This window comes from Halalkalibaculum roseum, from assembly GCF_011059145.1.
In the GTDB taxonomy this organism is placed as follows: Bacteria; Bacteroidota; Rhodothermia; order Balneolales; family Balneolaceae; genus Halalkalibaculum; species Halalkalibaculum roseum.
The window spans coordinates 460,677-485,816 of record NZ_JAALLT010000002.1 but is presented as its reverse complement, the minus strand read 5'-3'; the positions used below and the strand labels follow the sequence as shown (position 1 = coordinate 485,816).

The following is a 25,140-nucleotide window of genomic DNA, read 5'->3' as shown; positions in this document are numbered from 1 at the left end:
AAGGCAATAATTTACCACTAAGTGCACTGAGTGGTAAAAAATAAGGGCTATAATCTAGAAATTGAAATCATCCATTAACTCGGGGGGCTCCTTGTCGAGGGCTATAGCCAGGGCTATGTATACCAGCAAGGAAGTACCGGAACCGGCAAAAAAGGTAATCACGAAAAGCAGGCGAACTACGGTCGCGCTGATTCCAAAATACTTGGCCAGTCCTCCGCAAACTCCGGCCCATTTCTTATTGCTGCGGGACTTATAAAGTTTCTTGGACTGCCGCAGGGCAAAAGAATCATAGCTTTGACTGCCTCGGGATGAGCGTTTCTTACCGGAAAATTTACTGTCAAGATCATTCTTCAAGTTGAACTCCTCCTGAACATCGTCATCAAAATCAAAATCGAATTTCTGTTTTTTCTTCTTTTTCTTTTCGCTCTTCTCTTTTTTGCGGTCACCTACAAGGAATCCGAAACCAACAAGTGTTACCAGAATTCCGCCGATCAAAGGCATCACTTCTACTATCCCCGACAGATCCGGACCGATTCCCAATCCAATTGATTGAACAAGGTATACCATACCAACAAAAAACATTGCTATACCGGCAATCGTGGCAAAATTCCAAATGTTGGTATTTGCTTTCTTCTCCTCTTCCAAAAATTCCTGCATGGTAGTGCGAAGCTCATGATCTTCGAACTCCATCATGGTGTCCAGCGTTTGATGAGGTATCTTTTCCTTGGTTTTATCAGCCATAATCTTTTCTTCTTTTGTTTAGAAAACCGATACGAATACCTGGATAATATGTTACACTAAATCAGTGACTAAATAAAGATTAGGAAATAATTTTACTCTCTGTGATACATTTATCGAGGGCTACATCAAAAGACTCTACCGGAACCGACTCAACCAGGCACCTGTCAAAGAGTAGTCCGATTGCCGGACAGCTTACCTCCCGGAGAAAGCGATCGTAGAACCCTTTCCCGTAACCGATCCTGTTCTTCTTCCTATCACCTCCAACCATGGGCACGATCACAAGCTCGAATTCATCCAGGGCTGCTACTTCTCCTCTCACAGGTTCCAAAACGCCCCATTTGTTCTCCTTAAGATCATCCATCGACTCCAGATACCTGTGAGAAAGCGTACCGTCGTCAAAATGGGTAATGGAGACTACCGGCTTTTTCTTGCTATTGACTAGGTTCTCGAGCAATCCGTGCGTATTCACTTCCCTGCGTTCGTTCATGGAGACGTAGCAGTGGATTACCTCTGCTGATTTGAACTCGGCTTCGGTTTTCAGGCGTGTTATTATTTGATCTGATTTTTCCCTGTATTCAGCTGTACCCAGTTCAGACCGAACTTTCAGAAGCTGCTCCCGCATTGCCTGCTTTCGTTGTGATAAATCCAAACTATAGGGAAATTAATTTATGCGAATTGAAGTGCTCATCCTCATCCAGGCTTCCCAGCAGTTCATCCCAGATAGAAATCCCATATTTGTTCATGAAATATATGCTTGCAACAACGCGCTCCTGCGGGGCACCATTAGGAAACAGCTGCGACTTAATTTTTTTGATACGATTTAACTGGGTCTGCTCTTGCTGTTTTACTGCGCGGTACACTTTTCCCTTCAGTTTATCTAACTCGCCCATATACACTGAGGATGCCTTTCCTGCTGCGCCTTCCAGAGTAGGATCAATCTCTTTGATGCTTTCCGTTTTTTCACTGCTTATTGATTCTACTTTTTCTTTCCAATCAGAAAAAATGGCTTCGATATCAACCTGTTCGGTACGGTCTACAAATTCCGATTCGAGATCTTCAATGCGGCTGTCATATTCATAGAGATCGAATGGCAGCTCGTCCAGAATGCGGTCAATAGCCGGCTCAATGAAAGTTGCACTCAAACGCGGAAAAATAACCGGCATTCTGAGCCCGAAGTTTTGATAAAAAAGCTTCATCTGTCCATAGTATGCCGTCTCCCCGGGTCCGGCCACATAGCCAAGGGTAGGTAGGAAATAATCCTGAAGAATAGGTCGCAGGAATACATTTGGTGAGAACTTTTCGGGATCAGTATCTATTTCATTAACCAGTTCTTGCGTTTGCCACTCTTTTCCTGAATCCGTTTTCCAACCGTCACCATTTCTGCTGATCTTCTGTCTGCCGTCTTCCTCATGAAGGTAAAAGAGGTTCGAATCATAAAGAGTAACCTGTTGGTGATAGTCTCTATTTAGTTTGTTGCTCTGCTTTTCGAGAGCTTCACGCATCTCATCGGCATTGCTTATGGCATCCTTCATGCACTGTTTTGTGTGCTCCTTGACTGCCGGATGATTACTGCCGGCCAATACCAGGCCGTATTTCGAGAAGAGTTTGGCTACAAAATCACCGAATGCATAATCAAATCGTTTGCCGGCCTGAAATGCATGATCCAAAACATCCCATAGTTCATCTGAGAAATCGGTTTCATAGAGACACTCTCTAACATTCTTTTTCAAGGATTCCAGCTCATCAGGAAATTTCAGTTCTGCCACCGGGGGCAGGTTTCCGCTTTTATCAGGCAGCGAAAATGTTTCAATATCATCTCCATTGATGATATTTACACTCTGTACTTCCTCATAATCGTGGTCTTCATCGGCTAGCCAAAAGACAGGAACAACCGGCTTCTGAAGTTGACGTTCAAACCTCTTGGCAAGATGTATCGTCCCAAGAATCTTGAAGACCGTGTAGAGAGGTCCGCCAAAAACCCCAAGCTGCTGACCGGTAACTATGGCGAGGGTATCTTTACGGGCAAGTTTGTCAATGTTATCGAATACCTTATGGTTAGGCTGGTACCTCTCGTTGATCTCTTTAAGAATTTCGGAAGATCGATGCCTGTCTCCTATGAAATCAAGTTGTTGGGCGTGAGATACAATATCGCCCTCATTAAAAGGATTGGTCTCAAAGTATGATTCCAGTTTACTGAAATCAGAAGTGTAGGTCTGAAATAAATTTGAGAATGGCAGTTTGCTGAAAGGATAGTCTTTTATTTGCAAACCCTTACCCTTTTAGCTTCTGTATTTCATCCCGTAAGCGGGCGGCCTTTTCGTAGTTCTCTGTATCAATGGCCGTTTGTAATTCCTTCTCAAGTTTTTCGAGCTTGCTCATCTCAGCTGGTTTATCTTTCGCGCCTTCACCTGTAGTCACTTCCGTACCTCCTTCTTGTTCTTCCGATACAATTCCGGCTTCGTTGAGAATTTCATCAGCAACATAAATCGGAGCATTAAACCTTACAGCCAGGGCTATCGCATCGCTGGGTCTGGCATCCTGCTCCATCTGGTCACCATTGTTACTATATATAATACGTGCAAAAAACGTTCCCTCACTGAGATCATTGATGAAAACTTGTTTGATCTCAGCACCAAAGGTTTGAATGACATTCTTCAGCAAATCGTGAGTCATTGGCCGGGGCGGCTTGATGTGTTCGAGCTCGAGGGCTATGGCCTGTGCTTCAAATGTACCTATTATAATAGGCAGTCTGCGATTGCCTTCAACTTCGTTTAATATCAGTGCATAGGCACCGCCGCTGCTTGGGCTCGTTGAAAGCCCGAGAATGTCCATTTTTACTTTACTCAATGGTCACAATTTTATTTTAGGTGTCAGTTAATTTCACCGTTAAAGGTACTGATTTTTGTTGTTGTCGTAAACTTTAAACGGGCAAAGGATAAACGTAATATCTGCAAATATTGTAGTAAATATAAAGAAGTGAATAAAATGAAATGTTATGAACAATAAAACCAAATCTCCGAAAATTACTTCTTTCAGCTGGGGACACCTGGAAACCTCTGACGGGAACAGTTACAAGGATGCCAAACTCTATCCCGGTGGATCCGAAGAGTGGGACTGGAATGAAACAGGCACCAGCCACGTGCCCGGTATACAACCGGCCGATGTGCAGGCACTTTTGGATCATGACTGCGAGGTTATCATACTTTCCAAAGGGGTCAACGAACGATTGCGAACCAAAGAGGAAACCCGCCTGCTCCTGGAAGAGAAGCAGCTTGAATACAAAATACTTCAAACAGAAAAAGCAATTTCTGAATACAATGACCTTGCAGAGACTAAGAAGGTTGGCGCACTAATCCACTCAACCTGCTGAAATAAATACAGCGACATATAGTTTTTAATCAATACTTTATATAACATAGTATAGTTGTCGAGAGAAAACCGGCTGTTTAATGATCCGGTGACTGATTGCTGTTAATACGTCCTGCATCCCACCGGTAAAAATCTGCTGTCCAAAAACCACTATTCTAGGAGAACCACCCGATGATCCATCCTCATACCGAACTAAGACAAGTCAATAAAACCAAAGGTCGGGGTATTTTCGCTACCAAAGGAATTCCCATAGGTACCATCACCTATGTCAAAGATCCCCTGGAAATTGAGATCGCACCCGATGATCCTCGAATGGAACATCCGGAATTGAGTACTATTATCGAAACATATAGCTATATGGATGAGGACGGCGTGCGCATTTTAAGCTGGGACAATGCAAAGTATGTGAACCACTGCTGTTGCTGCAATACCATGAGTACCGGTTATGGATTTGAAATTGCTATCCGCAATATAGCTGCAGGGGAAGAAATTACTGATGAGTACGGAATGTTCAATATTGAGTATGCCATGGAGCTCAGCTGCGATAAGTCAAACTGTAGAAAAACGGTAAGCGATCACGACCTCGATGTACATTACCGGGAATGGGATCAGATAGTCTGTAATTCCCTGCAGCATCTGAATAATGTCGAACAGCCTTTGCTCTCCTTTTTGGATAATGACACTCGCAATGCACTTCAGCAATTTCTGGATACCGGGGAGGGATATCAGTCGGTTCTGAATCTGAGACTAAATAAGGATGAGTAACTTAGGTAAATCCCGGAATTTATACTCATTTTAAATAGTAAAAGCCACAGACTTTCATATGTTTTGTGGCTCAGAAATTCTATATTCCCTGCCTTATTTTCATTGACATTGCTAGCAATTGACCCTAATTTCTTGCTCAAATCAGAACACGGTTAAATTCAGATGCTCACTAATTATCTACCAATACTTATAACGGCAGGCGTCGCTATTGTACTTGCCATTTTGTTGATGACGCTTTCCCGCATACTTGGCCCCTACCGTCCGAATACCAACAAGCTGAATCCCTATGAAAGCGGCATGGACCCGGTAGGTGAAGCCGACGAACGATACTCAATCAGTTTTTACCTGGTAGCAATGGAATTTATCGTGTTCGACCTTGAGGTCGTATTTATTTATCCCTGGGCCGTTCAGTACCTCGAACTTGGTGTCGGAACGCTTATAGCAATGATTTTCTTTATAACTGTACTCTTTATCGGTCTGCTTTACACCCTTAAAAAAGGAACTGTTGACTGGGACATCAAAAGACAACTTTTAGAAAACTAACCGAGATAATTATGGGTCTTGAAAGTGCACTTGGTGAGGGATACCTCACTACTAAAATTGACACGCTGGTTAACTGGGCACGATCTAATGCCGCATGGCCGATGCCTATGGGACTGGCTTGTTGCGCCATTGAGATGATGGCTTTCGCCGGTCCCCGCTACGATGTTTCGCGTTTCGGATCAGAGGTTTTTCGTTTCTCACCGAGACAAAGTGACGTGATGATCGTCGCCGGTTGGGTCAACTACAAGATGGCTCATGCTATCCGCCGCATCTGGGACCAAATGCCTGATCCAAAATGGTGTATAGCTATGGGGGCTTGTGCATCAACAGGTGGCATGCACCGTTGCTATGGTGTGGTTCAGGGTTGTGATAACTTTCTTCCCGTAGATGCCTACATCTCCGGCTGCCCTCCCCGTCCGGATGCTGTGATACATGCACTGATGAAAATACAGGACAAGATTCGAACCGAACACTCCGTAATGCTGGATACTTAATATGGCTTTAGAACTATCTGAAAAACACCAAGAGGTAATCGATAAACTTTCGGAAGCTTTTCCTGATTCCTTTATCGAAGCGTACCAGTCATCCGGGGATACATTTGTTCGGGTGGAAGCAGATGCCATCGTTGATATCTGTTCATTTCTTAAAAAGGAGTGCCACTTCAGCTATCTGGGTGATGTATTTGGGGCTGACAATTTCACTTCCAAACAGCGCTTTGAAGTGGTTTACAACATGGTTTCCCTGAAAGATCAGATTCGCCTGTTTGTAAAGGTACACCTGGAAGAGAGCAATCCTGTCATTCAATCGGTAACCGGCGTCTGGAAATCCGCCAACTGGCCGGAGCGTGAAGTGTACGACATGTTCGGCATTCAGTTTACCGGTCACCCGGATATGCGAAGAATATTTATGCCTCAGGACTTTGACTACTACCCAATGCGCAAAGAATTTCCTCTGCTGGGTATCCCGGGTTCCATAGAATTGCCAAATACAACTCCCGATACAGAATAGATTCATGAAGAATCAAAATATTTTAGATAAGGTAAAACCGAAGTTTTTCAAGGAGCACCAGGAGTCTATATACCAGGCGCTTGAGGATAAACATACCACTATTGAAAGTATTGAGGATGAAGATCCGCTCAATACCAAAATGGTACTCAATATGGGTCCCCAGCACCCCGCGACTCACGGTGTGTTGCGTTTGATACTTCAGCTCAACGGTGAAGTTATCGAAAAGACGAAGGTGGATATCGGATACCTACATCGCGGGGTTGAAAAAATTGCCGAAAACAAGACCTACCAGGAGTTCATGCCTTATACCGATCGCATGGACTACCTTTCGCCATACAGCAACAACGTTGCATTGTGTACGGCGGTTGAAAAAATTGCAAATGTAGAAGTTCCCGAGCGAGCCCATTATATACGTATGATCGGATGTGAGCTTGCTCGAATCTCCTCCCACCTGCTGTGGCTTGGAACTATGGTGATGGATGCCGGAGCTATTTCCTTCTTTATTTGGACTTTCCGGGAAAGAGAAAAACTATATGATATTTTTGATAACCTGGGCGGCCACCGTTTCACTATTTCGCATTCTCGTATCGGCGGAGTAGCCAATGATATGACGGATGACTGTATTGCCATGATCAAGGAATTTGTCAATACATTCCCACAGGAATTGAAAGACTGGCATGGCCTGCTGGATCGAAACAGGATTTTCATTGACCGTAATGAAAATGTCGGCGTGCTACATACCGAGGATGCACTGGAGTACGGTGCTGCCGGGCCTAGCCTTCGCGCTTCCGGTTATGCTTATGATATTCGTAAGATAGAACCCTATGCCCGTTATGACGAGGTAGAATTTGAAGTGCCTACACGCCTGGAAGGTGATAACCTGGCTCGCTACTATGTGCGGATGGAAGAAATGCATGAAAGCATCCGCATTATCCGTCAATGTCTGGATAAGCTGCCCAAAGGTCCGGTTCGTACCGATAACGCCAAGCAAGCTTATCCGTCGAAAGACGAGGTATACTACTCTATGGAAGGTATGATTCATGACTTTATGATGACCGATACCGGAATCTGTCCTCCAGAAGGAGCAGAATGCTATCACGCTGTTGAAGGTCCGAAAGGTGAACTTGGATATTATATCAAAAGCGACGGGACGGGACACCCCTGGCGCATGAAAATTAAAACCGGCTCATTTGCCAATCTCCAGATACTTGAAAATGTACTGGATGGTGAAATGGTAGCCGACACCGTAGTTATCATCGGTGGTCTGGATCCCGTAATGGGCGAAGCAGATAAGTGATTTAATTATTGAATTGCCGAATTATTGATTTACTGAATGAAAAACAGTTTTAAAAAAATCAATAATTCAAGAACTCAACAACTCAAAACTAGATTTGATGGCTGAATTGTCATTCACACAAGAAGAACTCGATGAGATCGAGAAGATCAAAGCAAAGTTTCCTACAGTAAAGGCTGCAACATTGCAGGTGCTATGGGTAGCCCAAAGAAAGTACGGGCATGTAGAACCGGAAGTACAGCAGTTAGTCGCAGAGACTCTGGATTTGCCGGCCGCTCATGTTCATGGCGTAGCAAGTTTTTATACACAATACTATAAAGAAGAGATGGGCAAATTTGTGCTGGATGTCTGCACCTGTCTTAGCTGTCAGCTTTGCGGAGGCTATGAGATTCTTCACCACCTCGAGGACGAGCTTGGCATCAAAGCCGGTGAAACAACTGATGACGGTATGTTCAGCATACAGGAAGTTGAGTGTCTGGGTGCTTGCGGTTACGCTCCCATGCTACAGGTGACCAATGGTGTCTATGTGAATAACCTGACCGAAGAAAAAGCCGACGAACTGATCAAGAACCTCCGGGAAGGAAGGATGCCGGAGTTTGAATCGATGCAAATGCCGAAACTGGAAAAACGAAATCAAGCAGCTTCTTAACCATGGCTAACGACTGGAGATCTTTTGAACCGCTTCTTATTCCTGACATCCCAAATCTGCAAAAGATTGATGTCTACGAAGAAAACGGAGGTTACGGAGCGCTACGGAAAATATTGAACGACACGGAAAAGTGGTCGCGTGAAAATGTAACCAACGAGGTAAAGCAAGCCAATATCCGGGGTCGCGGCGGTGCCGGTTTTAATGCCGGTCTAAAATGGAGCTTTATGCCCAAGCCTGATGGCGGTCCTCGTTACCTGGCATGCAATGGTGACGAATCGGAACCGGGCACTTTTAAAGACCGCAAAATCTTTGAATATAACCCTCACCTTTTTATTGAGGGAGCACTTATTGCAGCTTATGCAATGACAGTAGATACTATCTATGTCTATATACGCGGTGAGTATATAGACTGGGTTCACATGCTACAGAAAGCCGTTGATGATGCTTATGAGAAAGGATATCTCGGCAAAGACATTCTTGGAAAAGGTGTAGATATTGACATGCACCTCACTTATGGAGCAGGTGCCTACATTTGCGGTGAAGAGACCTCCATGCTTGAATCTCTGGAGGGTAAACGAGGATACCCCCGCGTAAAGCCTCCCTTCCCCGCACAGAAAGGTTTATGGGGAAGACCTACAACTATTAACAACATTGAGACCCTTGCCAATGTACCTCTCGTGATTAATAACGGAGCGGAATGGTACGGTAACATCGGGGCCGAAGGTCATCCCGGACCGGTGCTCTATGGCATTTCCGGTCACGTAGAAAACCCTGGAGTGTATGAATTACCCTCAGGCGTACCTGTAATGGACCTAATCAATGAAGTGGCGGGCGGTATTCGCGGTGGAAAAAATCTTAAGGCATTAATTCCAGGCGGATCATCAACACCGGTACTGCGAGCCGACCAGTTGGAAGGAGTTACTATGAACGCTGACTCCCTTAGAGATGCCGGATCCATGATGGGAACGGCCGGTATGGTTGTGATGGATGAAGATACCGACATGGTTGATGTCCTATGGCGCATTGCTCATTTCTACCATCACGAGTCATGCGGACAATGTACCCCATGCCGAGACGGGACAGGATGGCTTGAAAAGATTTTATTGAAAATTAAGAACGGTGAAGGTGAAGTCAAGGATCTTGACCTGCTGCTCGACCTGACCACCCAGATGGAAGGTCGAACCATATGTGCCCTGGCGGACGCCGCGGCGTGGCCTGTCAGACACACCATCAACCGTTTCAGAGATGAATTTGAAGCACGCTGCAAGAAATCGGTACACGCAGTAGCCTAAAACAACAAAAAGCCAAACTACAAATGACAAACAAGTTTCAATTTTTAAATATCTAAGTATTTAAAAATTGTTATTTGAAAGTTGTCTGTTATTTGCAATTTGATATTTAAAAAATATGCCCGAAGTATTTATAGACGGTAAACGTTACGAGTTTGAAGGAGACCACATGGCTCTCCAGTACATGCTGGATCAGGGGCTAGAAGTACCTTTCTTCTGTTACCATCCTTCCATGTCCATCCCGGCAAATTGTCGGCAGTGCATGGTTAAGGCCGGCCAGTATATGAAGAATGATGAAACCGGTGAGTACGAATTGGATGAAGAGGGAGAACGCAAAATCAGGTGGTTCCCCAAGCTTCAAACTTCCTGTGCATTAAAACTGTCTGACGGTATGGTCATTCAGACCCAGGAAACATCCGATGAAGCTGAACGGGCACAAAAGGATACTCTTGAATTTATTCTTGCCAACCACCCTCTCGACTGTCCGATATGTGATCAGGCCGGTGAGTGCCCGCTTCAAATTCAGACCTATAAATATGGACCTGAAGGAAGCCGTTTCGAGGTCAAGAAAGTACATAAACCCAAGCGAGTTGAACTCGGACCGCGCGTTACACTGGATGCCGAACGTTGCATCAACTGTACACGCTGTGTTCGATTTACCGAAGAGATCAGTGAATCACACCAGCTCACTATTGTGTCGCGTGGTGACAAAAACTACCCGATAACCGCACCTTCAGAAACTTTTGACGATCCATATTCTTTGAATACGGTCGATATCTGTCCGGTCGGTGCACTTACCTCAACCGATTTCCGTTTCAAGGCACGTGTCTGGGAAATGAATCAGACACCCAGCATTGATATTTCAAATGGCAAGGGTTGTAATGTGGATCTCTGGACACGGGATAATGAAGTATTGCGTATTACCCCCCGCCAGAACGACCACGTAAATGACTACTGGATGCCGGATGAAAGCCGCAATGCCTATAAACTCTTCAATGAAAACCGGGTATCGCGTCCATTCATCAAACTGGATGGCGATAACCAGAGCAATTCTTCCTGGAATAACGCTATTGAAACTTTTGCTGAGGTACTAGAAGCCAATGATTCTTCCGATATTCTATTAATCGGAAGTCCGCACGCATCGGTAGAAGAAAATTACACGTTCAACAAATTTTTCAATTTACTCGGTGCACCTAACGCTCGGTTTGCTACACATATAATAGACGGGTACGGCGATGATTTTCTGATTACCGACGACCAGGCACCCAATACTTCGGGCTGCCGACTGCTGAATCTGGATGAAAGCTCTTCATCTGAACTTAAAACAGCCGTATCACAGGCAAAAGTAGTTATCACATTAGGAGATGATCTCATTGACCGGGATGTACTCAGCGTTTCAGATCTGGAAGATCCGTACGTTGTTTCTTTAGCTACCAATCATAATGAGATGACCAAAGCTTCTGACTTGGTGATACCTATCACCTGCGTTGCAGAACATGCTGCAAGTTATGTCAATATTGATGGCAGAATTCAAAGATCTTTCCCGGCTAAAGAGACCAAGTACAGCAACCGTCGACTAAACCTTGAAATGTCGGAAGGTCGCCTTGACCGCTTCGGCACCAATTTTGACAACTGGGTTAATGAAGATAACAAGGTCGACTGTCTGCCTGTATGGGAATTCTTAAATAAGCTTGCCGAACGTCTCGGACTGGAATTTGAGTACCGGCACTCGCGTGAAATCATGACAGAAATCTCAGAAAAGCTGGACACATTCGCTGATGTAAGTTTTGAAAGAATGGATGAAGAGAAAGGCATTCAACTGCCTATTAAGCAGAGCAAGGTTGAACAAAAGTAATCAACACATTAATCAATAATTTTATCTGAATTATTCAGATAGCGATAACAAATAAAGACTGAATGGAGCCGGTAACAAGTACTTCTTATATAGTTTTAGGAACTGCACTTTTTATGCTGCTAAACTCAGCTGCACTTGCAGTATATGCCGAACGCCGTGTTGCAGCATTTATACAAAACAGGGTTGGTCCTAACCGGGTTGGTCCCTTGGGTCTGTTACAGCCTATTGCTGATGTTGTCAAACTTATTCTTAAAGAGGATGTCACACCTGCACAGGGTTATAAAACACTCCATGCCATAGCACCTATCATTCCCGTAGTTACAGCTTTGATGACTGCGGCCGTTATCCCCTTCGGAGAAGGCCTCTATGCAACCGATATCAATGCCGGCGTTTTGTACCTGCTGGCTATGACCTCCCTCGGTGTATACGGGGTAACATTGGCGGGGTGGTCCTCGAACAGTAAGTATTCACTGCTCGGAGGTCTAAGGGCAGCAGCACAAATGATCAGTTATGAACTGCCCCTTGGAATGGCTATTGCTTCCTGTATTCTATTTTCTAACTCCCTTAGCCTCGTTGATGTAGTTGACTCCCAGGAGTACTGGTGGAATATTTTTCGCAATCCCATAGGTGCCGTGATATTTATTGTTGCCGCATTTGCCGAAGCCAACCGTACACCTTTTGACCTTGTCGAGGCTGAACAGGAGCTTGTAGGCGGTTTTCACACCGAATACAGTTCGATGAAATTCGGAATGTTCTTCCTGGCCGAATACATGCACGTAGTCATCGGAAGTATGCTCATTACAACCTTCTTTTTTGGAAGCTACCATCTGCCTTTCGCCGGATACTGGCTGCCGGAATTGAGCTCTACCTGGCAAAGCGTACTTGATGTATCTGTATTTGTGACGAAAACCCTCCTCTGGGTCTTCATTTATATCTGGGTGCGGTGGACGATTCCACGCTTTAAATATAACCAGGTAATGAAGCTTGGCTGGAAGAGATTGCTACCATTGAGTATTATCAACTTCATTGTATTAGCAGTTATTATTTATGCCTGGAATGCTTTCTTAGGGTAATATTGTGAATATTTGGCTGTCGGTCATGTCATAAATCCGGCAGCCTTTTTTATTCCGGATTCCCGTTCTTTTTCCAACTTCCCTCCTCTTTCCTTATCTTTTCGTCTGCATAAAATTTGATACTCTAATAATAGCAAACACACTATATGAAACGTGTTGCACTCACAACACTGGGCTGCAAGCTTAACTACTCGGAAACGCTTACGATACAGCGAGATTTTGAGAAAGCCGGCTATGATGTTACCGATTTCGAGGAAGAAGCGGATATTTATGTAATCAATACCTGCTCGGTAACCCAGAGTGCCAACAGTACCTGCAGAAGAACTGTACGTAAAGCCTTAAGGAAAAATGCCGATGCTTTTGTCGCCGTGGTGGGTTGCTATGCCCAGCTTGAACCCGATGAAATTGCAGAAATTGACGGTGTTGATACTGTTTTAGGGGCTAAGAACAAGTTTCGTCTGCTTGAACTATTCGATGATTTTGAAAAACGCAGTGAGCCCATTGTCTATAACAGTGACGTAAATGAAGCGGTTGATTTCCATAATGCATTCTCTGCCGATGACCGAACCCGCGCTTTTCTCAAGGTGCAAGATGGCTGCAGCTATAATTGTTCGTTCTGCACGATTCCTTTAGCCCGTGGGAAAAGCCGAAGCCCTGAGATAGCCTCGGTAATCAAAAATGCTGAGCTGCTTGTAAAAGACGGATTTAAGGAGATAGTAGTTACCGGCGTCAATGCAGGAGATTTCGGTCGGGGAACCGACGAGGATTTCTTCATGCTCATTAAGGAACTGGACCGGGTCAAGGGGCTTGAACGCATCCGATTTTCTTCGGTGGAACCAAATCTGATGCACGAGGATATTATCCGGTATGTGGCCGATTCCAACAAAATTCAACCTCACTTTCATATGCCCTTACAGAGCGGCAGCGATAAAATGCTTGGGTTGATGCGCAGAAGATATCAATCGGATCTCTATAAAAGCCGGGTAGAACTCATTAAAAGACTGATGCCTGATGCTGCAATCGGTGTCGACGTGATCACGGGACATCCGGGAGAAACTGATGAGCTTTTCAGGGAATCTTATGACTTTATCGATTCCCTGCCTATCTCCTATCTGCACGTCTTCACGTATTCCGAACGCCCGAATACCCATGCTCTAACCATTGAACCCTCAGTTCAAAACAGTGTCCGTAAAGAGCGAACTCACAAGCTTAGAAAGCTCTCAAATAAAAAGCGATTTGAGTTTGATTCCGGTTTTAGGGGTACGGTAAGAAAGGTTCTTTTTGAAGAACCGCAAAGCAACGGTATCATGTACGGCTGGACAGATAATTACGTTCGAGTTGGTATTCCCGCCAACCCTCGTTATGAAAATAAGATTCTTCCTGTGAATCTTGGGGAACGCGCCAAAGGTGAGTATCTGATTGGTACACTCACTGATGAAGCCAGTGAAGAACAGCAGGTTATTGCGGAATTGGTAGGCTAATGTAATGCGCAAGTGATGTCAGATAAAACCCCGGAAGAGCTAATAGATGAAATTGTACATTTTCTGAAAAATGAACGGGAGATCTACGGTGACTTTTCTGTAAGCGATACTATTCATAAGGATAATTCGAAAGATCAGATAGAAACAGTCAAGCACGATTTACAACAGGAATCGCAGAAAAGCTCGGTTCAGGATCCGGCACTGCAAAAGGAGGATGATTCCAAGACTTCAAAGACTTCGCGCCCTATGAAGGATTTTGAATCACAGGAAGGCCTTTTCAATAAGGACGAGAGCCGTAAGGTGTATTATCAACTGGATAAATGCAACACCCTGACTGAACTCGAAGAGCTTTGTAAAGAGGCTGATGTACTGAGAACCGATCTCGAAGATACCAACCTGGTGTTCGGAGTCGGTAATCCTGATGCCGACCTGATGCTAATTGGTGAAGCACCCGGTGCCGAGGAGGATAAACAGGGCGAGCCATTTGTGGGTGCTGCTGGACAGCTGCTAGATAAAATCATGGAAGCCATAAACTTTAAACGGGAAGACGTTTATATAGCAAATATACTCAAGCACCGTCCGCCTAATAATCGTAATCCCCTGCCCGAAGAACGCAAGCGAAGTCTCCCTTTCCTACTCAGGCAAATTGATCTTGTTGAGCCTAAACTCATACTCTGCCTGGGAAAAGTTTCTGCCCAAACACTATTGAACAATGACGACTCACTCCGAAGCATGCGGGGCAAGTTTCATTCTTTCAGAGGTAAATACGAATTGATGGCCACCTATCATCCCGCCGCTTTGCTGCGAAACCAAAAATGGAAACGACCGACTTGGGAAGATGTTCAGCTTCTAAGAGATCGCTACGACGATCTTGGCTGTAAACCGTAGATAAAGTTTATTCAATTCGTAACACGGAGATAAACTGAGACACTCTGTGAAACTCTGTGCCTCCTCTGTTCAACTCTTTGAAACATTATTTATAAACCACTATCCTAATGTCCGCTTTTATACAATTTTGTCTTGATTATTAACTCCCTCACTCTTTACTTAATTGGCAAAGAAAAAAATACTTTTCCATGCAAAGAGTCGCTAATTCATCCTTCCTCTTATTGTTCTCTCTTCTATTCCTGTTCTCTCATGTATCAGCTCAAAAGAGTGCCTCTGATCCTGTAGATGAATACGAGCTGGTTTGGTCGGATGAATTCGAATATACCGGCTTGCCGCACTCATCAAAATGGACCTATGACGTCGGAGACGGTTGTCCGGATATATGTGGTTGGGGCAATAATGAATTGCAATTTTATACTGAAGATCGTCTTAAAAATGCCAGGGTTGAAAATGGAAACCTGATTATTGAAGCCCATAAGGAAGCCTATGAAGATCGGGATTATACCTCTGCCCGGTTGCTCACAAGAAACCGGGATGCCTGGAAGTATGGCAGGTTTGAGATAAGGGCTAAATTGCCGTCCGGTAAGGGTACCTGGCCGGCAATATGGTTGCTGCCGGAAGAGTGGGAATATGGAGGGTGGCCTGAAAGCGGTGAGATAGATCTCATGGAACATGTAGGTCATGAACCAAACCGGGTCTATGCAACCGTTCATACCCAAGCATTCAATCATGTCAATGGCACCCAGGATACCGACACGTTGAGAGTCCCCGATGCAGAAGAAAATTTCCATGTGTATGTCTTGGAGTGGACCCCGGAACAAATCAGCTGGTCGGTTGATGGTCAGCAATATTCAACTTTTGAAAACCGACATGCCACCTACAAAGAATGGCCTTTCGATCAACCTTTCCACCTTATTTTAAATATTGCCGTTGGTGGCAACTGGGGTGGCGCACAGGGAGTGGACGATAGTATTTGGCCTCAGAAAATGATAATCGATTACGTTCGCGTCTATCAGAATTAATAATTGATCTAACTTAATTTTATTTAAAAACTGCTCACGCACGCAACTAAAATTTATACAGTCATGAATACACATCGGACCTTTTCAACCATCCTTACATGCTTAATTGCCATGTTATTCTTCAACACTGCCTATAGCCAGCAATCTTCTCCCTATGATGAGGAGGAAATTGCTGAAAAAGTAGATTCGGTAATGCAAAAAATGACGCTTACCGACAAGGTTGGGGAGATGACCCAGCTTTCAATCGATATGATTTCTGAGGGTCAGCCCTACAACCTGGATGAGCCACATCAGCTGAGCGATGAAAAACTTAAGGAAGTACTGGTAGAGAACCGCGTCGGTTCTATTCTTAATGTGGGCGGACATGCCTACACTGCTGAACACTGGCGAGAAATCATCCGGAAGATACAAGAAGTGGCGATGAACGAGAAGCCAACAGGTATTCCGGTCATTTACGGTATTGATACCATTCACGGAGCGAATTATACGCTGGGCTCCACGCTTTTCCCGCAGCAGATTGCAATTGCAGCTACCTGGGACCCACAATTTGCCTATCGCGGTGCAGAAGTCGGGGCTTATGAAACTCGTGCTTCCTACATTCCCTGGGCCTTCTCACCGGTTCTTGATATCGGCCGGGATGCGCGCTGGCCCAGACTCTGGGAAACATTTGGTGAAGATGTACACCTTGCTAAACAAATGGGCGCTGCCATGGTGGAAGGATACCAGGGCGAAGATGCAGGCGGCCCTTATCATGTTGCGGCTACCATGAAGCACTTTCTGGGTTATAGTCTGCCGATTACCGGGAAAGATCGTACTCAGGCCTGGATACCGGAACGGCAGCTACGCGAATACGTTCTTCCCACTTTTAAAGCAGCTGTCGAATCCGGAGCCCTTACTGTGATGATCAACTCCGGTGAAATGAATGGCATACCCGTTCACACCAACAAAGATATTCTTACCGGGCTGCTTAGAGATGAATTAGGCTTTGAAGGCATTGCAGTAAGCGATTGGGAAGATATCATCTACCTACAGTCGCGCCACAAAGTAGCTAAAACGTATAAGGAAGCAATAGAGTTGGCGGTTAATGCAGGCGTCGATATGAGCATGGTGCCTCTTGACCTGCAGTTTCCTAAATTGTTGAAAGAACTGGTTGAAGAAGGAAGGGTTTCCATGGACCGGATTGACGAAGCGGTTCGCAGAATTCTAACTGTTAAATTCAAGCTCAATCTCTTTGATACCCCCTATTACGATGAGGGAATGTATGATAAATTCGGTTCAGAGGAATTTGCCAAAGACAGCTATGACGCAGCAGTTGAAGCCGTTACCCTGCTAAAAAATAATAATGACATACTGCCACTTTCTAAAGACTCTAGGATACTAGTGACAGGTCCTAATGCCCATTCACTGACGGCACTAAACGGTGGTTGGTCTCGCACCTGGCAGGGTACCGATCCCCAATACGATACCGAAGGTAAGCCTACCGTTTTGGAGGCTCTTCGTTCACGGATGGGTGAATCGTCAGTTTCCTACGTAGAAGGCACTTCTATTGACAGCGTAATCAATATTGATGAAGCCGTCACTGCAGCCGGGAACAACGATGTAGCAGTGGTAGTGGTGGGTGAATCACCTTATACTGAGAAGCCCGGTGACCTGACGGATCTCTGGCTCCCGGAAGCACAGCGTAATTTGGTTGAAGCTATTGCCGAAACCGGTACTCCGGTCATTATGGTATTAGTGGAAGGTCGTCCACGAATTGTCAGTGATATCGAACCCAAAACAGAAGCGGTGCTTATGGGCTATCTTCCGGGTGACGAAGGCGGTAATGCCATTGCCGATATCTTGCTGGGTGATGCCAATCCAAGCGGCAAACTACCTATTACCTACCCGCGGTATCCAAATGACCTGGTTACCTACGATCATAACTACACCGACCAAATTGATCCCTTCTTTGGTACCAACGCCTTCAACCCGCAGTGGGAATTTGGCCACGGACTCAGCTACACAACCTTTGAATACAGCAATATGCAAATTGAGAGCAGTGAGTTTGACGCAGCCGGACAAACGACGGTCAGCGTAGATGTCACCAATACCGGTGAGCATAGCGGCAAGGAAGTGGTCCAGCTCTATGCCAGTGATCTCGTTGCCAGCATAACTCCTGCCGTAAAACGACTGCGAAAATTTGAAAAGATCCAACTGGATGCCGGCGAAACAAAGACCGTTACTTTCACCCTGATGCCGGAAGACCTGGCATTCGTTGGGAGAGATAATGAGTGGATAACCGAAGCGGGGGAATTCGCTCTTCATATAGGTCCACTTAGCGAGACAATTGTTTATAAATACTGATTAAACCCTGAATGAGCCGACGTAAAATTATTTTCCTGGCAGGACTGTTGATCATACAGCTGAGCCTGATTTGGCCGGTATACCCTGTTTTCTCGGATATCTATCCCCTGATCCTGGGTTTACCGCTCTCTTTTGCATGGGTGATTTTTGTCCTGCTGTCGGCTTTTTCTTTACTCCTCTGGTACTATCTCACGGAACCCAAAGATAGTGAGCACCCGCTGAACTCCGGAGGCCGCTAAGCATGGAAAGCTGGGTAATTATTTTAATAGTTTGTGGGATCTATCTTGCCCTGACGCTTGCTATGGGTATCATTCCCGGATTGAAAGTCAGTGACAGCGTAACAGGATTTGTGGCCGGCGATCGGAGCATGAATTTGCTGATCCTCTATTTTGTGATGGGGGCATCGATATTCTCATCCTTCGCTTTCCTGGGAGGTCCAGGGTGGGCTTACTCAAGAGGCGCTGCAGCGTTCTACATCATTGCCTATGGAATTACAGGTATGATCCCGCTTTATTTCTTCGGGCCAAAGGTAAGACGACTCGGAGAAAAATTCGGTTTCGTTACCCAGGCCGAAATTTTGGAAGACCGTTTTAACAGCCGGGCCTTATCCGTAATACTAGCACTTGTGAGTATCATTGTTTTTATCCCTTATCTCACCCTGCAGATGAAAGGAGCCGGCTTTGTACTCACCACTATAAGCGAAGGTGCCATTCCCGAATGGCTTGGGGCGGGAATCGCATATCTGGTGGTACTCGCCTATGTCTATTTTAGCGGTGTTATGGGAGTTGGCTGGACCAATACCTTCCAAGGCCTGTTTATGATGGCTATAGCGTGGTTTATCGGCCTTTATCTGCCTATCAAGCTATTTGGCGGTGTCGGAGAAATGTTCAGCCAAATTGCAGCCAGTGATTTCAGTTCCATGCTGACTGCTCCCGGATTGGGAGGTGATGGAAGACCATGGGATTGGTGGGGGTTCAGCTCGGCAGTGCTGGTTTCCGCAATTGGCTTTTCGGTCTGGCCGCATTTTTTTATGAGAGCCTTTGCAGCAAACAGTGACCGTACTATGAAACTTACGGTAGTACTCTACCCTACCTTCCAGCTTTTCATGATCCCCATCCTGATTATAGGCTTCACTGCGATATTGGCTTTTCCCGGTGTGGAACCGGCTGATACGATATTGCCTTATGTGCTGACACAGCTTGACCTGCCTATTATCATCATCGGACTGGTATGCGCCGGTACATTAGCTGCTTCTATGTCGTCAGGCGATGCTATTCTTCATTCTGCGGCTTCAATCGGTGTACGCGACGGATTATCAAAATTTCTCCCGGAGCGATTTCAAACAGACCGGAAACAACGACATTTGATTCGTTGGTTCGTAGTAATCATAAGCCTGATAGCTTACTATTTTGCCATCATCTCGGATATCCCGATTGTTAACCTTCTTCTGGGTGCCTATGGCGGAGTGGCACAGATTTTCCCGCTGGTCTTCTGTATGTTTTACTGGAAACGTGCCAACCGTGCAGGAGCACTCTCCGGACTGATGGGTGGTATCGCTGTCACCCTGCTTTTTCTATTTTACCCAGAGTGGCGTCCCTTTCCTATACATGAGGGCATTTACGGATTGATCGTCAACATACTTCTGTTGGTTGGGGTAAGCCTGACTACAGAGCCAGAATCGGAGCAGATATTGAATCGATACGAAAATGCCTGATGGAACATACTGAAACAGATCCTGATATTCCTATTGTCTATGAAGACCGGCACTTACTGATAATAGACAAACCCCACAACCTGTTGTCGCAGGAAGATCATACCGGAGATGCCGATGTACTGCGGTTATGCAAGGAATACCTGAATAAACAGAGTTCCGCTTCGGGAGGAAGCTATCTGGGGCTTGTACAGAGATTAGATCGGCCGGTAGGCGGCTTAATGGTACTGGCTAAAGACTCAGCCACAGCCCGATCGCTCTCAAAGCAAATTAGTGATAGACTGGTGCAGAAAACATACCTGGCAGTGGTATATGGCTCACCTCCTGCAAACGGTGTCCTGACTCATTACCTGCTAAAAGATCAACAAAAAAATGTTGTGGAAACAGCTTCCGAAAAGAACAAAAATGCAAAAAAGGCAGTACTATCGTTTGCAAAGCTTCTAGAGGTTGATCATCTAAGCCTTCTTTCCATTCACCTCCAGACAGGCCGTCCGCATCAGATACGGGTTCAGCTCTCCGAGGAAGGTTATCCTATTTGGGGAGATTACAAGTATGGAACACAAAACAAACCGGATGGCAGAACCATAGCACTACGTGCCTCAGAGCTTATATTTAAACATCCTAAAACGCAAAAAGAGATGCACTTCGAGTTACCGCCACCTGAGGAACATCCCTGGAATCGCTTTAGCAACTGAATAATCTGTCGAAAATTAGATTTCCATGAATTCCGGACGTTTTAGTAAAACAGCCGCTTATGTTGCTATAAAGTTCTATGGGTTGACTCAGATTGAACTTTACCGGAAGCTATTCGACGAAGAGGTTATCACCTTCTATGATCGCATTGTCGCCGCTCTTCCCTTACCGCTCAAACGTTATCATTCATTTTTAAAACAGGCGTGGTTCCGTTCTCTATGCATTTTTCTGGAAGAGTCACTGCTGCCCGGGGATTTGATGCATATACTCATGCGTAAATTCTACATTTCTTCGAGCATTGACCGGTTAATAACACAAGGGTATTCCCAAATAATCATACTGGGAGCCGGTTTTGATCATATCGGAGTTACATATTCCCGGAAAGGCATCTCCTGCTTGGAACTAGATACAGCCTCTGTCATAGAAATAAAGAAGCATTTTCTGGAACTCCATGCCTATTCCAATTCCAAATTGAACTCTTACCCGGTAAATATATACCGAACCGGTCTTTCTGATCTATTGCCCGGGATACCAAGTATTGATCCCGATGCCAGGACAATAGTAATCGCAGAAGGATTCTTTGATTATCTGACTCCTCAGAAATGCTCTGAAACGTTAAATGCCCTGACTCATTTTTTTAGAAGCGATCTGAAATTTATCAGTACCGTATTTTCTTTAGAGCAACTGACTTCTTTTCATGCATTCGTGTTTGAAAATGCCGTAAAAGCAGTTGGCGAAAAACTGCAGTTGCACGCAAGTATTGAGGAATTCAGGAATATTTTGATGAAAAATAATTTCCAGATCAAACACATTTTGCAAAACAATGAGATGTATAATGAAAATAATGTACTTAAAAACTCTAATTTGGCTATTTTGCCCGGTTTTTATCTATTAGAGGCCGGTAAAAGCAAGTGAAATTTATTTGTCAATATTGGAACAATGGCTTATCGGCTTGTGTTAGGTGTCGTAGAAAGAACCATACCCACGAAAAAACTACGAATGGCACATACCGGACATGTCTGACGAACGGCTAACAAAAGAAAGAGCGATAAAGCTGATAACATCAGTTGTTGACGGCGAAGTTGATCAAAAAACTCGCTCCTCTTTTCTAAATTATATTGAAGACGATAGTGAAGTTCGCAACCAGTATGAATCTATCAAAAGAATAAAGAAACTGGTTGCCGAAAGATGCCCCAGTCATAAAGCCCCTGACTCACTAAAACTGCGCGTCCAGCAGTTTTTGCTACAGGAGCAAGGCAAACTGAAGGATCTGCAGAATGACACCACTAAAAATGAAGCAGTTGATAAGCCTTCACGCATACCCGGTGATACACAGAGTGGGGTTACCAGAGACGCATCCGGTCCCGGTGCAAATAGCAGTTCTACATATAAAAAATGGATGTATGCAGCTGCGGCATCATTCCTAATCATTGCGGCATTCTGGGGATTAGTGTACAATAACCAGTCTCCTTCGCAAGCATATAATATCGAAGAATACGTATACAGGCATTTTGATAATCATAAAGGGCAGTTAATTAAACCCACTATTGAAACTGAAAACCTGGCCGAAGCCGAAGTGCAGCTGGCTAGTACCTTCGATATGACCATGACCGTCCCTTCCCTTTCAAATGCAGAATTTAAAGGAGTTGCTATCAATGAATTCGTCCCGGGATATCAGGCTCCTTTACTGGAATATTACCTGCCGGAGGAAGACCAGTATATCTACATATTTGCCTTTGATATGAAAAAGCTTGATCAGTTCGGCAGTTTGAATAGGAGTCAGGAGGCAGTAAAGAAATGTGTCAAACCTAAAGATTTTCACATTAAAAATGTGAATGGCAAGCATGTGGTTTCCTGGCGTTGGAACGGTGTCTGGTATGCAGCAATTTCAAATCACCATGGTGAAACACTTGCTTCTCTCGTCGATCCGCTCGATTACGAAACCGAAGCCTCTGACTAGAATTGTACGCTTGCTGTTAAGGCCGGGTATATATTTTTTCCTACCTGTTCCCCCGTCAGCTCAACCTGGTATCCTTTTGACCGGTTAAACTCATTGACGGATGCTTTTGATGAGATAATATTGTAAACGATGGTTCCGACAAATACTCCGGTTCCTATCAAAATTTTCGTGTCTGTTATCTTAACATCCTCATTGTCCCATGTCATTGTTTTTGCCACCTCTTTTCCCATCAGTTCCCTAGTGGCGTCCAGCAGCATAAAATAACCGATGCCCGCCCGTGCCGCTACACCCAGCCCGCCACGCAGGTAGTCTTCTGCATAAAAGTTACCTCCGGATGGCCCCATCACCAATCCATAGATAGCCAGAGCAGATCCCAGGGTCTGTATAGTGTTGTTCTCAAAAACATTGGCAGCCGTGATACCGGTGACAATAGGCAGAAAAGTGTTAGTCAAAGCACGGTTTCGTGCTTCGGATACATTTTTTAAATAGCGACTCCTTCCCAGCTCAGGCTGAGCCATCACCGAATTGGAAAACCAGGTAAATAAAAAGAGTATGCCTAACAAGTATTTGCAAAGTCTCATGGTCGAATATGTCAATGAATTCACAGAAATAAAAGCATGCTGGATGCTGGATGCTGGATGCTGGATGCTGGATGCTGGATGCTGGATGCTGGATGCTGGATGCTGGAACAAGGTTTTTTATTTAATAAAATTATTCAACTTTATTTGTTGTCTATGTGAATTTAACGTGCTCAACCTTTATTACCCAGAACCTTATACCTTATACCAAAAGACCACCACTACTCATCTTCATCCCCTTCTTCCAAACCTTCACCATCTGAAAGGGTATTGCGGTCGGCAAGCTCGCCGGGCAAGCTTTTACCCGCTTTGGCTCCCAGTTCTTTAAGCATTTCAACCTGACGAATCACATTACCCTGTCCGGTAGAAAGACGAGTCATTGCCTGATCGTAGCTCTCCTGGGTTTGCCGGATACGCTGCCCTATATCCTGCATGCTTTCCACAAAGAGAACGAATTTGTCGTAGAGAGCTCCTCCCCGCTCGGCTATCTCCATAGCATTTTTATTCTGGTATTCCTGTTTCCAGACGCTGTCAATCGTGGCAAGTGTAGCCAGCAAGGTTGAAGGACTTACTATGACAATGTTCTTCTCAAAAGCCTCATAGTAAAGATCGGTATCAAATTGAAGAGCCAATCCGAAGGCCGACTCTATTGGAACAAACATTAGCACAAAATCGGGACTGTTCCCTCCATAGATATCGTGGTAATTCTTGCCGCTAAGGCCTTTTACATGACTGCGAAGGGAGTTGACGTGCTGCTTGAGAGCCGACCGTCGCTCTGCGTCATCATCAGCCGAGACATACCGTTCATAGGCGGTCAGTGATACTTTTGAGTCAATAACAAGCCGCTTCTCATCCGGCAGATGTACCACCACATCGGGCTGTAGGCGCCTTCCGTCATCCGTCGTATGATGTTCCTGAATTTCGTATTCCCTCCCCTTGCTAAGACCGGACTTTTCCAGAATTCTCTGCAGTATGACCTCTCCCCAGCTACCCTGCGTCTTTGCTTCACCCTTCAACGCTTTGGTTAGATCTTTTGCCTCCTTAGCCATCTGTTGATTTAACTCCTGCAGGTGTTTTAGGTGCTGTTCAAGAGAGCTTCTTCCCCTGATATCCTCTTTATGAGTCTCCTCTACTTTCTTCTTAAACTCTTCCATCTTCTCCCCTAGCGGTTTCAACAGCTGGTCGAGTTTCTCTTTATTTTGTTCGGTGAATTTCTTGCTCTTTTCCTCCAGTATTTTATTGGCAAGGTTTTCAAACTCATCCTTAAATCGTTTCTGAAGATTTTGAAGTTCTTCTTTCTGTTCGTCCAGTTTTTCTCTCAAATTATCGTTTACAGATTTGAGACGAACATTCTCCTTCTCTGCCTCATTTGCACGACTCTGCTCTCTGAGCATATCGTTTTTATTCTGCTGTGCTTCGGCATCCAATCGTTCATTACGCTCCTCAAGCCTGCTGATAGTCCGCAGTGCCTCCTCTCGTTCCGTCTCCAGTACCTCCGCTTCCTCCCTGCTTAAAGCCTGACTGCTTTTAAATTTAAAATGTGCTACCAGGTAACCGAGGATTAATCCGACAATAATGAATAGAATTGAAATCAGTTCCATGAATTCGTTTGCGTGAATTTTGCTTTTATTTGTTGGAAGGTAGAAAGTATTTGGTAGAATATATAAACTGAGAGTGACAGGGTATGTCACCAATCTTTCAATATTTTTCTTTAAGCCAATCTGGAACTTTTTAAATAGGACGACGCCTTTACAAAATCTGAAAAACAATCAGGATGACAATCATTTTTTTTATGCCCAAGGTATTGTTTTATATCAATTTTTAATACATTGCTTAAGTACATCTGCTCGTCTGTTACCCGTATTCATAAAATGGATA

At 44.8% G+C, this 25,140-nt stretch carries 25 protein-coding genes; 19 read left to right on the top strand and 6 right to left on the bottom strand.

Annotation, left to right across the window (positions count from 1 at the left end):
- Positions 1-54: 54 nt before the first annotated feature.
- The 4 genes from G3570_RS06225 to G3570_RS06210 all read right to left on the bottom strand — a co-directional run bounded on the left by G3570_RS06225 (position 55) and on the right by G3570_RS06210 (position 3,588).
- Positions 55-741, bottom strand: coding sequence for a PspC domain-containing protein (locus G3570_RS06225; RefSeq protein WP_165140361.1), 687 nt, complete (start codon positions 739-741; stop codon positions 55-57).
- A 79-nt stretch (positions 742-820) separates the two neighbouring features.
- The gene (locus tag G3570_RS06220; protein WP_165140359.1) at positions 821-1,390 is read right to left on the bottom strand and encodes a 5-formyltetrahydrofolate cyclo-ligase; all 570 of its coding nucleotides are present in this window, start codon (positions 1,388-1,390) and stop codon (positions 821-823) included.
- 1 nt (position 1,391) lies between these two features.
- The gene (gene bshC, locus G3570_RS06215; RefSeq protein WP_165140357.1) at positions 1,392-3,008 is read right to left on the bottom strand and encodes a bacillithiol biosynthesis cysteine-adding enzyme BshC; all 1,617 of its coding nucleotides are present in this window, start codon (positions 3,006-3,008) and stop codon (positions 1,392-1,394) included.
- 4 nt (positions 3,009-3,012) lie between these two features.
- Positions 3,013-3,588, bottom strand: coding sequence for a bifunctional nuclease family protein (locus G3570_RS06210; protein ID WP_165140355.1), 576 nt, complete (start codon positions 3,586-3,588; stop codon positions 3,013-3,015).
- 148 nt (positions 3,589-3,736) lie between these two features.
- Between G3570_RS06210 and G3570_RS06205 the strand changes: the two genes are divergently transcribed.
- The 19 genes from G3570_RS06205 to G3570_RS06115 all read left to right on the top strand — a co-directional run bounded on the left by G3570_RS06205 (position 3,737) and on the right by G3570_RS06115 (position 22,684).
- Complete coding sequence (locus G3570_RS06205) at positions 3,737-4,111, top strand: Mth938-like domain-containing protein (protein WP_165140353.1); 375 nt, start codon at positions 3,737-3,739, stop codon at positions 4,109-4,111.
- Positions 4,112-4,281: 170 nt separating this feature from the next.
- Complete coding sequence (locus G3570_RS06200) at positions 4,282-4,875, top strand: SET domain-containing protein (protein WP_165140351.1); 594 nt, start codon at positions 4,282-4,284, stop codon at positions 4,873-4,875.
- A gap of 162 nt (positions 4,876-5,037) precedes the next feature.
- Positions 5,038-5,418 (top strand): NADH-quinone oxidoreductase subunit A, encoded by a 381-nt coding sequence (locus G3570_RS06195; protein ID WP_165140349.1) that lies wholly within the window; start codon positions 5,038-5,040, stop codon positions 5,416-5,418.
- 11 nt (positions 5,419-5,429) lie between these two features.
- On the top strand, positions 5,430-5,912 hold the full coding sequence (locus tag G3570_RS06190) for an NADH-quinone oxidoreductase subunit B (RefSeq protein WP_165140347.1): 483 nt from the start codon (positions 5,430-5,432) through the stop codon (positions 5,910-5,912).
- Position 5,913: 1 nt separating this feature from the next.
- The gene (locus tag G3570_RS06185) at positions 5,914-6,426 is read left to right on the top strand and encodes an NADH-quinone oxidoreductase subunit C (protein ID WP_165140345.1); all 513 of its coding nucleotides are present in this window, start codon (positions 5,914-5,916) and stop codon (positions 6,424-6,426) included.
- A 4-nt stretch (positions 6,427-6,430) separates the two neighbouring features.
- Entirely contained in the window at positions 6,431-7,723 is a 1,293-nt protein-coding gene (gene nuoD, locus G3570_RS06180) for an NADH dehydrogenase (quinone) subunit D (protein WP_165140343.1), read from the top strand.
- A gap of 97 nt (positions 7,724-7,820) precedes the next feature.
- The gene (locus G3570_RS06175) at positions 7,821-8,369 is read left to right on the top strand and encodes an NADH-quinone oxidoreductase subunit NuoE family protein (RefSeq protein ID WP_165140341.1); all 549 of its coding nucleotides are present in this window, start codon (positions 7,821-7,823) and stop codon (positions 8,367-8,369) included.
- A 2-nt stretch (positions 8,370-8,371) separates the two neighbouring features.
- On the top strand, positions 8,372-9,661 hold the full coding sequence (gene nuoF, locus G3570_RS06170) for an NADH-quinone oxidoreductase subunit NuoF (RefSeq protein ID WP_165140339.1): 1,290 nt from the start codon (positions 8,372-8,374) through the stop codon (positions 9,659-9,661).
- Between the two features lie 115 nt (positions 9,662-9,776).
- Positions 9,777-11,513, top strand: coding sequence for an NADH-quinone oxidoreductase subunit G (locus tag G3570_RS06165; RefSeq protein ID WP_165140337.1), 1,737 nt, complete (start codon positions 9,777-9,779; stop codon positions 11,511-11,513).
- 62 nt (positions 11,514-11,575) lie between these two features.
- Positions 11,576-12,586 carry an NADH-quinone oxidoreductase subunit NuoH gene (gene nuoH, locus G3570_RS06160; RefSeq protein WP_165140335.1) on the top strand — a complete coding sequence of 337 codons (1,011 nt, stop codon included), beginning with the start codon at positions 11,576-11,578 and terminating at the stop codon, positions 12,584-12,586.
- 146 nt (positions 12,587-12,732) lie between these two features.
- On the top strand, positions 12,733-14,067 hold the full coding sequence (gene mtaB, locus G3570_RS06155; protein WP_165140333.1) for a tRNA (N(6)-L-threonylcarbamoyladenosine(37)-C(2))-methylthiotransferase MtaB: 1,335 nt from the start codon (positions 12,733-12,735) through the stop codon (positions 14,065-14,067).
- A gap of 15 nt (positions 14,068-14,082) precedes the next feature.
- Positions 14,083-14,955, top strand: coding sequence for a uracil-DNA glycosylase (locus G3570_RS06150; protein ID WP_165140331.1), 873 nt, complete (start codon positions 14,083-14,085; stop codon positions 14,953-14,955).
- Positions 14,956-15,143: 188 nt separating this feature from the next.
- A complete protein-coding gene (locus G3570_RS06145; RefSeq protein WP_165140329.1) occupies positions 15,144-15,977 on the top strand; it encodes a glycoside hydrolase family 16 protein in 834 nt (277 codons plus the stop codon).
- Positions 15,978-16,040: 63 nt separating this feature from the next.
- A complete protein-coding gene (locus G3570_RS06140; RefSeq protein WP_249066747.1) occupies positions 16,041-18,320 on the top strand; it encodes a glycoside hydrolase family 3 N-terminal domain-containing protein in 2,280 nt (759 codons plus the stop codon).
- An 11-nt stretch (positions 18,321-18,331) separates the two neighbouring features.
- The gene (locus G3570_RS06135) at positions 18,332-18,559 is read left to right on the top strand and encodes a hypothetical protein (protein ID WP_165140327.1); all 228 of its coding nucleotides are present in this window, start codon (positions 18,332-18,334) and stop codon (positions 18,557-18,559) included.
- 2 nt (positions 18,560-18,561) lie between these two features.
- On the top strand, positions 18,562-20,034 hold the full coding sequence (locus G3570_RS06130) for a sodium:solute symporter family protein (RefSeq protein ID WP_165140325.1): 1,473 nt from the start codon (positions 18,562-18,564) through the stop codon (positions 20,032-20,034).
- A complete protein-coding gene (locus G3570_RS06125; RefSeq protein ID WP_165140323.1) occupies positions 20,034-20,726 on the top strand; it encodes an RluA family pseudouridine synthase in 693 nt (230 codons plus the stop codon). The genes G3570_RS06130 and G3570_RS06125 overlap by 1 nt, the downstream gene beginning before the upstream one ends.
- Before the next feature lie 25 nt (positions 20,727-20,751).
- The gene (locus tag G3570_RS06120; RefSeq protein ID WP_165140321.1) at positions 20,752-21,639 is read left to right on the top strand and encodes a class I SAM-dependent methyltransferase; all 888 of its coding nucleotides are present in this window, start codon (positions 20,752-20,754) and stop codon (positions 21,637-21,639) included.
- Between the two features lie 100 nt (positions 21,640-21,739).
- Positions 21,740-22,684 (top strand): hypothetical protein, encoded by a 945-nt coding sequence (locus G3570_RS06115; RefSeq protein WP_165140319.1) that lies wholly within the window; start codon positions 21,740-21,742, stop codon positions 22,682-22,684.
- Here G3570_RS06115 and G3570_RS06110 read toward each other — a convergent pair.
- Positions 22,681-23,265 carry a hypothetical protein gene (locus tag G3570_RS06110; RefSeq protein ID WP_165140317.1) on the bottom strand — a complete coding sequence of 195 codons (585 nt, stop codon included), beginning with the start codon at positions 23,263-23,265 and terminating at the stop codon, positions 22,681-22,683. The genes G3570_RS06115 and G3570_RS06110 overlap by 4 nt on opposite strands.
- Positions 23,266-23,483: 218 nt before the next feature.
- Positions 23,484-24,863, bottom strand: a complete 1,380-nt coding sequence (locus G3570_RS06105) for a DNA recombination protein RmuC (protein WP_165140315.1) — start codon at positions 24,861-24,863, stop codon at positions 23,484-23,486.
- Positions 24,864-25,140 lie beyond the last annotated feature (277 nt).

Bases quoted from the DNA above. Each gene is read 5' to 3' on its own strand.
- G3570_RS06145 (WP_165140329.1), top strand. From the start codon at position 15,144: ATGCAAAGAGTCGCTAATTCATCCTTCCTCTTATTGTTCTCTCTTCTA.
- nuoF (WP_165140339.1), top strand. From the start codon at position 8,372: ATGGCTAACGACTGGAGATCTTTTGAACCGCTTCTTATTCCTGACATC.
- G3570_RS06135 (WP_165140327.1), top strand. From the start codon at position 18,332: ATGAGCCGACGTAAAATTATTTTCCTGGCAGGACTGTTGATCATACAG.
- G3570_RS06110 (WP_165140317.1), bottom strand. From the start codon at position 23,265: ATGAGACTTTGCAAATACTTGTTAGGCATACTCTTTTTATTTACCTGG.
- nuoD (WP_165140343.1), top strand. From the start codon at position 6,431: ATGAAGAATCAAAATATTTTAGATAAGGTAAAACCGAAGTTTTTCAAG.
- G3570_RS06165 (WP_165140337.1), top strand. From the start codon at position 9,777: ATGCCCGAAGTATTTATAGACGGTAAACGTTACGAGTTTGAAGGAGAC.
- G3570_RS06150 (WP_165140331.1), top strand. From the start codon at position 14,083: ATGTCAGATAAAACCCCGGAAGAGCTAATAGATGAAATTGTACATTTT.
- G3570_RS06205 (WP_165140353.1), top strand. From the start codon at position 3,737: ATGAACAATAAAACCAAATCTCCGAAAATTACTTCTTTCAGCTGGGGA.
- G3570_RS06120 (WP_165140321.1), top strand. From the start codon at position 20,752: ATGAATTCCGGACGTTTTAGTAAAACAGCCGCTTATGTTGCTATAAAG.
- G3570_RS06115 (WP_165140319.1), top strand. From the start codon at position 21,740: ATGTCTGACGAACGGCTAACAAAAGAAAGAGCGATAAAGCTGATAACA.
- G3570_RS06190 (WP_165140347.1), top strand. From the start codon at position 5,430: ATGGGTCTTGAAAGTGCACTTGGTGAGGGATACCTCACTACTAAAATT.
- mtaB (WP_165140333.1), top strand. From the start codon at position 12,733: ATGAAACGTGTTGCACTCACAACACTGGGCTGCAAGCTTAACTACTCG.
- G3570_RS06175 (WP_165140341.1), top strand. From the start codon at position 7,821: ATGGCTGAATTGTCATTCACACAAGAAGAACTCGATGAGATCGAGAAG.
- G3570_RS06125 (WP_165140323.1), top strand. From the start codon at position 20,034: ATGGAACATACTGAAACAGATCCTGATATTCCTATTGTCTATGAAGAC.
- G3570_RS06225 (WP_165140361.1), bottom strand. From the start codon at position 741: ATGGCTGATAAAACCAAGGAAAAGATACCTCATCAAACGCTGGACACC.
- G3570_RS06140 (WP_249066747.1), top strand. From the start codon at position 16,041: ATGAATACACATCGGACCTTTTCAACCATCCTTACATGCTTAATTGCC.
- G3570_RS06130 (WP_165140325.1), top strand. From the start codon at position 18,562: ATGGAAAGCTGGGTAATTATTTTAATAGTTTGTGGGATCTATCTTGCC.
- G3570_RS06105 (WP_165140315.1), bottom strand. From the start codon at position 24,863: ATGGAACTGATTTCAATTCTATTCATTATTGTCGGATTAATCCTCGGT.
- G3570_RS06195 (WP_165140349.1), top strand. From the start codon at position 5,038: ATGCTCACTAATTATCTACCAATACTTATAACGGCAGGCGTCGCTATT.
- G3570_RS06200 (WP_165140351.1), top strand. From the start codon at position 4,282: ATGATCCATCCTCATACCGAACTAAGACAAGTCAATAAAACCAAAGGT.
- G3570_RS06185 (WP_165140345.1), top strand. From the start codon at position 5,914: ATGGCTTTAGAACTATCTGAAAAACACCAAGAGGTAATCGATAAACTT.
- nuoH (WP_165140335.1), top strand. From the start codon at position 11,576: ATGGAGCCGGTAACAAGTACTTCTTATATAGTTTTAGGAACTGCACTT.